Raw genomic sequence first — 11,267 nt, 5'->3', positions numbered from 1 at the left:
TTGCTCGCACCATCCTGATTCACCGCCGAACCCCGCACCACCGCCAACACCGGATGCCCGTTGCGCCGCGCATCCGACAACCGCTCCACCAGCAGTACGCCGGCGCCCTCGGACCAGCCCGTTCCGTCCGCGTCGGCCCCGAACGCCTTGCAGCGGCCGTCGGCAGACAACGCACGCTGGCGGCTGAACGCCACGAACGCGTCGGGGGTCGCCATCACCGACACCCCACCGGCCAGGGCCAGCGTGCAGTCGCCCGCCCGCAGGGCCCTGATCGCCAGGTGCAGGGCGACCAGAGAGGAGGAGCAGGCCGTGTCCACGGTCACCGCGGGCCCTTCCAGTCCCAGGGTGTAGGCAATCCGGCCGGAGACCACGCTGCTCGCGGTCCCGGTGTCCAACAGGCCCTGAACGTCGGAGAGGTGGCGCGAGCCCGCGCCGTAGCCGTTGCCGATCGCCCCGAGGAAGACACCCGTGCCGGTGCGCCGCAGCGTGCGGGGGTCGATCGCGGCCCGCTCGACCGCCTCCCAGGCGGTCTCCAGCACCAGCCGCTGCTGGGGGTCCGTCGCCAGGGCCTCGCGCGGCGAGATGCCGAAGAACTCCGCGTCGAAATCGGCCGCGTCGTGGAGGAAGCCGCCGTGCCGGGTGTAGGAGGTACCGGGCCGCTCGGGGTCCGGGTCGTAGAGGCCCTCCAGGTCCCAGCCTCGGTTGACCGGCCAGGCGGAGACCGCGTCGGTGCCCCGGGAGAGCAGATCCCACAGTAGTTCGGGTGTGTGGGCGCCACCGGGATAGCGGCAGGCCATGGAGACGATGGCGATCGGTTCGTGGCGGGCCTGCTCGGCTTCGCGCAGCTGCCGACGAGCGTCGCCGAGGTCCGCGGTGGCACGCCTGAGGTAGTCGAGCAGCTTCTTGTCGTCGGACATCAGTGCCAGCTCTCTCTCAGGAATGGCCGAAGTCGTTGTCGAGCAGGGCGAACAGCTCGTCCGCTGTCGCCGTTTCCGTCGCCGGGGTGATGTCGTCCACCGGCCCGGGTGGTGGAGCCTCGCCGCCCGATGCGTCGGCGCGCCGGCCCCAGCCGCGCCGCAGTTCGTCCAGTCGTTCGCCGACCCCGTCGGTGTCGGCCACTCCGGGCGGAACGGCCGAGAGGAGCGCGTCCAGCCGGTCCAGCTCGGCCAGCAGCGGCGAGGGCGGTTCGGGCGCGGCGGTCAGCTCCGCGTCCAGGTGGGTGGCGAGCGCCTCGGGCGTCGGGTGGTCGAAGACGACCGTCGGCGGGACGGTCAGCCCGGTGGCCTCACACAGCACGTTCCTGAACCGCACCGCGAGCATCGAGTCGAAGCCGACCTCGGAGAAGGAGCGTTCCGGGCGCACCGGACCGGATCCGGGGTGGCCGAGGACCGCGGCCGCGTGCCGGACGACCAGGTCGAGTACCGCTTGACGGCGTGCCTTCCGGTCCAGCGGGGCCAGCCGGGCGGCCAGTCGTACGGCGGGGGCGCCGTCGTCGTCGCCCGCGGCCTCCGAGTCGTCGCCCGCGGCCTCCGAGACGCCCTCGCCCGGTACCCCGGTGATGGCCGAGGAAGCCGTCCGGCCCGGTGTGGGCAGCCAGTACCGGTCGCGCTGGAAGGAGTACGTCGGCAGCGGGAGGGGTGCCGGGCCGCCCGGGACGGAGTCCCCCGTCCAGGGCGACCAGTCCACCGGACCGCCACCGGCCGCCCACGCCTCGGTCAGTGAGGCCAGCAGCCGGTTCCGGCCACCGTCGCCGCGCCGCAGCGTGCCGATCGCCGACACCTCACGCCCGGCCTCCGCGGCCACCGCCTCGATCCCGGCGAGCAGCACCGGATGCGGGCTGACCTCGACGAACAGGGTGTGACCCGCTTCCAGCAGGGTGCGGGTCGCTCCGACGAATTCGACCGGCTCGCGCAGGTTGCGGTACCAGTAGGCGGCGTCGAGCGATTCTCCTGCGACGGGTTCGCCGGTCACCGTCGAGTGCAGCGGGACGGCCGAGGCGCGGGGGCGTATGCCCGCGAGGGCTTCGCGCAGTTCGTCCTCGATCTCGGCGACCTGGGCCGAGTGGGCCGCGTAGTCCACCGGGATCGCCTTGGCCCGTACGCCTTCCCGGTCGCAGGCCGCGAGCAGGGCGGCCAGCTCCTGGGACTCCCCGGCGACGACCACGGCTCCGGGGCCGTTCACCGCGGCCACGCACACGCGTCCGCCGGCGGGCAGCAGGCTCGTGGCCCGCTCGGTGGACGCGGCGACCGACACCATGCCGCCGCGCCCCGCCAGCCTCAGCAGTGCCCGGCTGCGCAGCGCCACCACAAGGGCTGCGTCGTCGAGCGAAAGCGCTCCGGCGACGCAGGCGGCGGCGATCTCGCCCTGGCTGTGTCCGACGACCGCGTCCGGGGTGACCCCGGTGTCGCGCCAGTGCGCGGCCAGCGCGACCATCACGGCGAAGAGCACCGGCTGGACGACGTCCACGCGGTCGAGCGTCGGTGCGCCGGGCACGCCGCGCAGCACCTCGGTCAGGGACCAGTCGGTGTGGGGGGCGAGCGCCCGTTCGCAGGCGGCGACGGCGGCGGCGAACGCCTCGGAGGTGTCGAGCGCCGCCACGGCCATGCCGGCCCACTGCGAGCCCTGGCCGGGGAAGACGAAGACCGTACGGCCGCCGCGCGCCCGGTCCTGCACTGCGTCGGGCGCGGGTTCTCCCGCCGCGAGGGCGTCAAGCCAGCCGAGGAGCGCGTCGCGGTCGCGGCCGGTGGCGGCCGCCCGGAAGGGCAGGGCGGGGCGGGTGGTGGCGAGCGCGCGGGCCGGTCCGGCGGCGTCCCCGTCGGGTTCGGCCCGCAGGTGCTCCCCCAGCCGGCGCGCCTGTCGGCGCAGGGCCGCGGGGGTCATGGCGGAGAGCAGCCACGGAACCGTGGTCCCGGAGTCCTCGGACGGTTCGTCGTACGTGCCTCGGGGCAGTGGAGCGTCGGTGGCGGGCGCTTCCTCCAGGATGGCGTGGGCGTTGGTACCGCTCATGCCGAACGCGGAGACGCCGGCCCGGCGCGGCCGGCCCCCGTCCGGGACGTCCCAGGGACGGGTGTTGGCGAGCAGCCGGACCGCGCCGGCCGACCAGTCCACCCGGCTGGACGCCTCCTGTGCGTGCAGGGTGCCGGGGAGCACGCTGTTCCGCAGCGCGAGGACCGTCTTGATGACCCCGGCGACTCCGGCGGCGGCCTGGGTGTGCCCGATGTTGGACTTCAGCGACCCCAGCCACAGCGGGCGGTCGGCGGGCCTGTCCTGGCCGTAGGTGGCCAGGAGGGCCTGCGCCTCGATGGGGTCGCCGAGCACGGTGCCGGTTCCGTGCGCCTCGACCAGGTCGATATCGGCGCCGGACAGTCCCGCCGTGGCCAGCGCGGTCCTGATCACCCGCTGCTGTGCGGGGCCGCTCGGGGCAGTGAGGCCGTTGCTGGCACCGTCCTGGTTCACCGCGGTGCCCCGTACGAGGGCGAGGACCGGGTGCCCCAGGCGGCGCGCGTCGGAGAGGCGTTCCACGAGCAGTACGCCCACCCCTTCGCCCCAGCCCGTACCGTTCGCCCCTTCGGCGAAGGAGCGGCAGCGGCCGTCGGGCGACAGGCCCTGCTGACGGCTGAACTCGACGAAGACGTCCGGGCTCGCCATCACCGCGGCGCCGCCGACCAGGGCGAACGAGCAGTCGCCGGCGCGCAGTGCCTGGCCGGCCAGGTGCAGTGCCACCAGCGAGGACGAGCAGGCCGTTTCCACGGTCACGGCGGGGCCGCCGAGTCCGAGGGTGTAGGCGACGCGGCCGGAGGCGACGCTGGTGACCGTGCCGCTGAGGAGGTGCCCCTCGACCTCGTCGGACGGGTTCTGCGGGCCGGTGCCGTAGCCCTGGGCGGCGACGCCGACGTAGACGCCGCCCTCGCTGCCGCGTACCGAAGCGGGATCGAGTCCCGCCCGCTCCAGTACCTCCCAGCTGGTTTCGAGCAGCAGTCGCTGCTGCGGGTCCATGGCCAGTGCTTCACGTGGGGAGATGCCGAAGAACTCCGCGTCGAACTCGGCCGCCCCGTCCAGGAATCCGCCGCCGGTGGTGTAGAAGGTGCCCGGGTGCAGGGGGTCCGGGTCGTAGAGGGTGTCCAGCGACCAGCCGCGGTCGGCGGGCAGCGCGGCGACCGCGTCCACTCCGTCGGCCACCAGTCGCCACAGGTCCCCGGGCGAGCGGACGCCGCCCGGGAATCGGCAGGCCATCGAGACGATCGCCAGGGGCTCGTCGGCCGCCGCGGGCCCGGCCGTGCCGGTCGTGCCGTCGGCGTCCGGTTCCGTGCCGCTCAGCCCGGCGAAGAGGTGCGCGGCGAGGGCGGCTGCCGTCGGGTGGTCGAAGACGGAGGTGAGCGCAAGCGGCAGAGCGGTGGCCGCGACCAGCCGGTTGCGGAGTTCGACGGCGGTGAGCGAGTCGAAGCCCACCTCACGGAACGGGCGGTCGGCTGCGAAGCCGACGGCCGACTCGTGGCCCAGCACTGCGGCCGACTCGCTCCGGACCAGCTCCGTCAGCAGTTTGCGACCCTCGGGCTCGGACAGCCGGTGCAGCCGGTGCAGCCACGACGGGGCGCCGCCCGTACCGGGTCCGGACCCGGCGGAGGTGTCCGCCGCCGCGGGGCCGCCGTACGCCGCCCGGGGCTCCGGGACGACCGGCAGGCCGCGCAGCAGCGCGCTGTCCCTCACCGAACCGAAGGTGGGCGCGAAGCGGCTCCAGTCCAGCTCGGCGACGACGGGTTCGCCCTCGCCCAGGGCCAGCGCCATGCCGAGCGCGGAGAGCGCCGCCGCGGGGGCCATCGGCACCAGCCCGTGGCGGCGCAAGCCGTCGCCCACGGCGCCGTCGGCCATGCCGGCGCCTGCCCAGGGGCCCCAGGCCACCGAGGTCGCCGTCAGGCCCCGGCCACGCCTCGCCGCGGCGAGGCCGTCCAGGTAGGCGTTGGCCGCCGCGTACGCGCCCTGGCCGCCGCTGCCCCACGTGCCCGAGATCGAGGAGAACAGCACGAAGGCGTCCAGCGGGCGGCCGTCGAACAGGGCGTCGAGATGGGCCGCGCCGCGCGTCTTGGCCGCCGTCCGCCGGGCCAGTTCCTCCGGCGTGCAGTCCATCAGCGCGGTGTCCGAGGTGAGTCCCGCGGTGTGCACCACGGCCCGTACGGTGTCGCCCTCGTCGTGCAGCTGCTCCAGGACCCGTTCCAGCGCGGTGCGGTCGGCAACGTCGCAGGCCAGTAGGGTGCTCCGGGCTCCGAGCGCCGCCAGAGCGTCGATCAGCTCGTCGGCTCCGGGAGCCTCGGGGCCCCGTCGGCCGAGGAGGACGAGGTGTTCCGCGCCGCGCTCCGCGAGCCAGCGCGCCACCTGGGCGCCGAGGCCGCCGGTGCCGCCGGTGACGAGGACCGTGCCGCGCGGCGTCCACGGTGCGGGCGCGGGTGTCGCGGGCTCCGGCGCGGGGACGAGCCGGCGGCCCAGCGGTACCGGCGCGCGTACGGCCACCTGGTCCTCGCCGTCCCGTCCGGCCAGCACCGCGCACAGCCCGTCCAGCGCGGGCCCGTCCAGCAGGTCCGGCAGGTCGACCAGGCCGCCCCAGCGCAGCGGGTGCTCCAGTGCCGCCACCCGGCCCAGGCCCCACACCTGGGCCTGCTCGGGGTTGACCTCCTCCGTGCCGTCGGCCGCCACCGCGCCGCGGGTGGCGCACCACAGCGGTGCGTCGATGCCGCTTTCACCCAGTCCCTGCAGCAACAGCAGGGTCCCGGTCAGGCACGCGTCGAGCGTCCGCAGGCCCGGGCGGGGCCCCTCAGCCAGGGCCAGCAGGGACAGGATGCCATCCAGGGCGCCGAAGTCCGGCAGCAGAAAGGCCAGCTCAGTGCGTTCGACGGCGGCCCCGACACGGATCACGACCACGTCGGCGCCGTGTCCGGCGAGGGCCTGTTCGCAGGCGAGTGCGGTGTCCTCGGCGCCGGGCCCGTCCGGCGTGACGAGCAGCCAGCGACCGGGGAGGCGTGGCTCCGCGGGCGCGGTGAGCGGCTCCCATGCGATGCGGTAGCGGTGGGGGCCGGTGGGGACCGCGGTCCTCCGGCGGCGCCAGGCGGCGGGGGCCGGGTCCCGGGCGGCTTCCGGCCAGAAGCGCCTGCGCTGGAAGGCGTAGGTCGGCAGGTCGACCCGCCGCACGTCGGTGCCGCTCCAGCCCGCCGACCAGTCCACCGGTACGCCGCGCAGGTGCAGCGAGGCGAGTGCGGTGCGGACCGCGTCCGGCTCGCCACGGCCGTCGCGCAGCAGTGGCACCGTCCCGGTGCCCCCGGGGACGGGAGGGGCGGTGGAGTCGGGCAGGCAGGTGTGGAGCATGCCGGACAGCGCGCCGCCCGGTCCGAGTTCGAGGTACGTCGTCGCGCCCTCGTCCCGCAGCCGACGGGCCCCGTCCAGGAAGCGCACGGTGCCCCGGACGTGGCGTACCCAGTGGTCAGGGGAGCGGAGTTCCGCGGCCGTGGCCGTACACCCGGTCAGGTTGGAGACGATCTCGATTCCGGGCGCGTGGTAGGTCAGCGACTCGGCCACGTCCCGGAAGGCGTCGAGCATCCCGTCCATCCGGGAGGAGTGGAACGCGTGGCTCACGCTCAGACGGCGGGTGCGCCGTCCTCGGGAGCGGAACGCCCCGGCCAGGCGCCGTACCGCGTCCGCGTCGCCGGACAGGACCACCGAGGTGGGCCCGTTGACGGCGGCGATGTCGACCGCTTCCCGGCCCGGGTCCCGGGCCGCTTCCCGCTCCGGGACGGGGTGCCCGGTGCGGTCGTCCAGCAGAGCCCGGCGCACTTCCTCCTCGGTGGCCTCCACCGCCGCCATCGCCCCGCCCTCGGGCAGTTCGTCCATCAGCCGTCCCCGGGCCGTTACCAGCGCGCAGGCGTCGGGCAGGTCCAGCACGCCCGCCGCGTGGGCGGCGGCGAGTTCGCCGATGGAGTGCCCCATCAGCAGGTCGGGCCGCACACCCCAGTGCCGTACGAGCCGGAACAGCGCCGTCTCCAGGGCGAACAACGCGGGCTGCGTGTACCGGGTGCGGTCGAGCAGGTCCGCACCGGGGGTTCCCGGCCCGGCGAACAGGATGTCGCGCAGGCTCAGGTCAAGATGCGGGTCCAGGCCGGTCAGCACCTCGTCGAGGGCGTCGGCGAACACCGGGTCGTCGCGGTAGAGCTCAGCACCGGCTCCGGCCCGCTGGCTGCCCTGTCCCGGGAAGAGGAAGGCGGTCCGGCCGGAGCCTACGGCGCCACCGGTGAGCAGGCGGCCCGCTGCCGTGCCGCGCGCGAGTGCGGTGAGCGAGCGCCGGACGGACGTTCGGTCCCGTCCCAGGACGGCGGCCCGGTGTTCGAGCGGGGCTCGTCCCGTGGCGAGCGAGTAGGCGACGTCCCCCAGTTCGACGTCCGGGTCGGCATCGAGTCGACTCACCAGCCGGCCGGCCTGCGCCCGCAGGGCCTCCGGTGTCCTGGCCGAGAGCAGCAGCGGCACGGGCGGGCCGGTACGGCGGGCGGTGGCGGCGGTGACCGCCGCGATGGCCGTCGCGGCGGTGGCGGCGGTGTCCGAGGTGGACACGGCCGAGGTGTCGATCCGGTCCCGGGTGCCGGTCCCGCCCGGGGCGGGCACGACCGCGATGACAGGCGCCTGCTCGATGATCGTGTGCGCGTTGGTGCCGCTGATGCCGAACGACGACACGCCCGCGCGACGCGGGCTCCCGGTCTCCGGCCACGGGGTGCGCGCGGTGAGCAGGCGGATGCCACCGCCTGCCCAGTCGACGTGCGGGTTCGGCGTCCCGGCGTGAAGGGTTCCCGGCAGTTCGCCGTGGCGGATGGCCAGCACCATCTTCATCACCCCGGCCACCCCGGCCGCCGCCTGGGTGTGTCCGAAGTTCGACTTCACCGAGCCGAGCCACAGCGGACGGTCCGCCGGGCGAGCCGGTCCGTGGACGGCCTGGAGCGCCTGCGCTTCGATGGGGTCGCCGAGCCTTGTGCCGGTGCCGTGGGCCTCGATCGCGTCGATCTGGTCGGCTCGTAGTGCGGCGTCGGCCAAGGCTGCGCGGATGACCTGCTGCTGGGACGGGCCGTGGGGGGCGGTGAGCCCGTTGCTGGCGCCGTCCTGGTTCACGGCGGTGCCGCTGATCAGCGCGAGTACGGGGTGGCCTTGGCGCAGGGCGTCGCTGTGGCGCTCCAGCAGCAGCACTCCGGCGCCCTCGCCCCAGCCTGTGCCGTCCGCCTCCGCCGAGAACGCCTTGCACCGTCCGTCAGCGGCGAGCCCGCGCTGACGGCTGAACTCCACGAAGAGCCGCGGGGTGCTCATCACGGTCACCCCGCCCGCGAGGGCCTGCTCGCAGTCACCGCGCCGCAGTGCCTGCACGGCCAGGTGCAGCGCCACCAGCGACGAGGAGCACGCGGTGTCGACGGTGAGCGAGGGCCCCTGGAGGCCGAGAACGTAGGACAGCCGCCCTGACAGCACGCTGGCCGTGTTCCCGGTCAGCAGATGGCCCTCGGACACTCCCTCGGCGCCCTCCAGCAGTGCGGAGTAGTCCTGGCCGTTGGTACCGACGTAGACGCCGACCTGCCGGTCCTTCAGCGCGGTCGGGTCCTGCCCGGCGCCCTCGACCGCCTCCCAGGCGGTTTCCAGGAGCAGCCGCTGCTGCGGGTCCATGGCCAGGGCCTCGCGCGGCGAAATGCCGAAGAACTCCGCGTCGAAATCGGGGACGTCGTGCAGGAAGCCGCCCTGCCTGCTGTACGTGGTGCCGGCGCGGTCGGGGTCCGGATCGTACAGGCCCTCGGTGTCCCAGCCCCGGTTCGACGGCCAGTCGCCGACGGCGTCGGCGCCCTCCGAGAGCAGGCGCCAGAGGTCCTCGGGATCTGCGATCCCGCCGGGGAAGCGGCAGCCCATGCCGACGATCGCGATCGGCTCGTTGCTGCCGGACTCCACCGCCCGGCCCGCCCCGGTCCCGGCGGTGCCGACCGCGCCGCTCGCCGCGCCCGGCAGGTCCAGGTCCACGAGCAGCCGGCCGGCCAGTGCCGACGGTGTGGGATGGTCGAACAGGACGGTGGCGGGCAGGGCGAGGCCGGTGGCGGTGACGAGCCGGTTGCGCAGTTCCACCGCCGTCAGCGAGTCGAATCCGAGCGCGGAGAAAGCCCTTTCGGGTTGGACCGTGTCGACGTCGGGGTGGCGCAGGACAGTCGCCGCGTGGGTGCGGACCAGTTCGATGAGGGTCCTGACCCGGTCCTCGTGGCGCGGCAGTACGGCGACCTGTTGCCGCAGCGCCTCGGCGGAGCCGCCGCACTCCCGGGCCGCCGGCGGTACGGCCGGGTCCGGGACGGGCGTCGCCGCGGCCGGGTCCGGTATCCCGTCGAGCAGGGCGGCGGACCGCAGGCCCATGCCGGCGGTGAAGCGCCGCCAGTCGACATCGGCGACCACGACCAGCGCGTCGTCCTCCGTGAGTGCCCGGCCGATCGCGGTCACGGCCGTTTCGGGCTCCATCACCGGCATGCCCGAGTCCCGCAGTCGCGCGGCGACATCGTCCGCCAGCATGCCCGGCCCGGCCCAGGCGCCCCAGGCCACGGCCGTGCCGGGCAGCCCGGCCGCCCGGCGGGCGGCGACGAGTGCGTCGACGGCGGCGTTGGCGGCCGCGTAGTTGCCCTGCCCGGCGTTGCCCACGACGCCCATCACCGACGAGAACACCACGAAGGCCGACAGGTCGAGACCCACGGTGACCTCGTGCAGGTTCCGTGCGGCGGTCAGTTTGGCACGCAGCACCACGGCGAGCCGCGCGGGGTCCAGCGCGTCGAGCACACCGTCGTCGAGGACACCCGCTGCGTGGATGACTGCGGACAGCGGGTATCGCGCCGGGATGTCGGCGACCAGCGCCGCCAGTGCGGCCGGGTCGGCGACGTCGCAGGCCGCGAAGGCCACTTCGGCGCCCAGCGCCGTCAGTTCCGCCCGCAGCGCGTCCGTACCGGGTGCGTCGGCACCGCGACGGCTGACCAGCAGCAGCCGCTGCGCGTCCTGGCCCGCGAGCCAGCGCGCCGTGTGCGAGCCGACACCACCGGTGCCACCGGTGACGAGGACCGTGCCCTGCCATCGCGGCCGTGGCCCGGCGGCCGGGCCGTTCTCATGGGCCTTCGACGGAACGGACGGAGGGGCGGGCCGGAGGCGGCGTCCGTGGACCCCGGTGGAGCGCACCGCCACCTGTTCCTCATCGGCTGCGGCTCCCGCGAGCACCGCGCACAGGCGACGGGCGGCCCGTACGTCCAGCACCTCGGGCAGGTCGACCAGACCGCCCCGGCGGTGCGGGTGCTCCAGCGCCAGCGTCCGGCCCAGGGCTGCCGACGCGGCCTGACCGACGTGTCCGGGCCGCTCAGTGCCGCCCAGGACCGCCGTTCCCTTCGTCAGCGTCCAGAGCCTGGCGTCGATTCCCGTGTCCTCCAACGCCTGGACCAGCGCGAGGGTCAGTGCCGGACCGCCGGGCAGGCCGGGGTGTTCGGGATGGGGGCGCTCCTCCCAGGAAAGCAGCGACAGCACGCCGGCGATCGGCTGCTCCCCCGCGGTCTTCGTGAGGAGGGCTGCCAGTTGTGCGCGGGTCGCGCCCGGATCGGCGACGGAGCACGGGAGGACGTCGGCTCCGGCCGCGCCGAGGGTGTCCAGGACGGCCGCCGCGTCGTCGTCCTCGGTGCGCAGCGCGAGCCAGCGACCGGCGAGGCCGTCCGCCGGCGCGACCGACAGGGGTGCCCAGGCAACGTGGTAGCGCCAGGAGTCCGCCCTCCGCTCACGGTTCCTGGCGGAGCGCCAGGTCGCCAGGGCGGGCAGGACTTCGTCCAGGGCCTCACGGCCGACCCCGAGGGTTTCGGCGAGCTGGGCGGGGTCCTGTAGTTCCAGGTCGTCCCAGCGGTCCTCGGCGGGGGCGGCCGGGACGGCGGCAGGGGCCGTCAGCCAGTAGCGGTTGCGCTGGAAGGCGTATGTCGGCAGTGCGACGCGCCGCGCCCCCGGGAACGCCCCCGACCAGTCCACCCCCAGCCCGCGCTCCCACGCACGACCCACCGCACGCAGCACCTGCTCCGACCCGCCCTCACCACGCCGCAACGTCCCCAGCACCGCAGCATCCACACCCGCGGCCTCCACCGACTCCCCCACCGCAACACCCAGCACCGGATGCGGACCGACCTCCACGAAAAACCGGAAACCCTCCGCCAGCAACGTCTCCGTCGCCTTCCCGAACTCGACCGTCTCCCGCAGATTCCGAT

The 11,267-nt window shown here is 75.1% G+C and carries 2 protein-coding genes; both read right to left on the bottom strand.

The window, feature by feature from the left end; translation table 11 throughout:
- On the bottom strand, window positions 1-917 hold a 917-nt coding region (locus tag H300_RS0120910; RefSeq protein WP_037981324.1), incomplete at its 3' end, for a beta-ketoacyl synthase N-terminal-like domain-containing protein.
- A gap of 16 nt (window positions 918-933) precedes the next feature.
- Window positions 934-11,267 (bottom strand): type I polyketide synthase (locus H300_RS28355; RefSeq protein WP_037981321.1); only part of this gene is annotated, 10,334 nt, incomplete at its 5' end.

It is taken from the genome of Streptomyces sp. TAA040 (genome assembly GCF_000424845.1).
The sequence above is the reverse complement of the archived record's forward strand: the minus strand, read 5'-3'. Positions and strand labels throughout refer to the sequence as shown.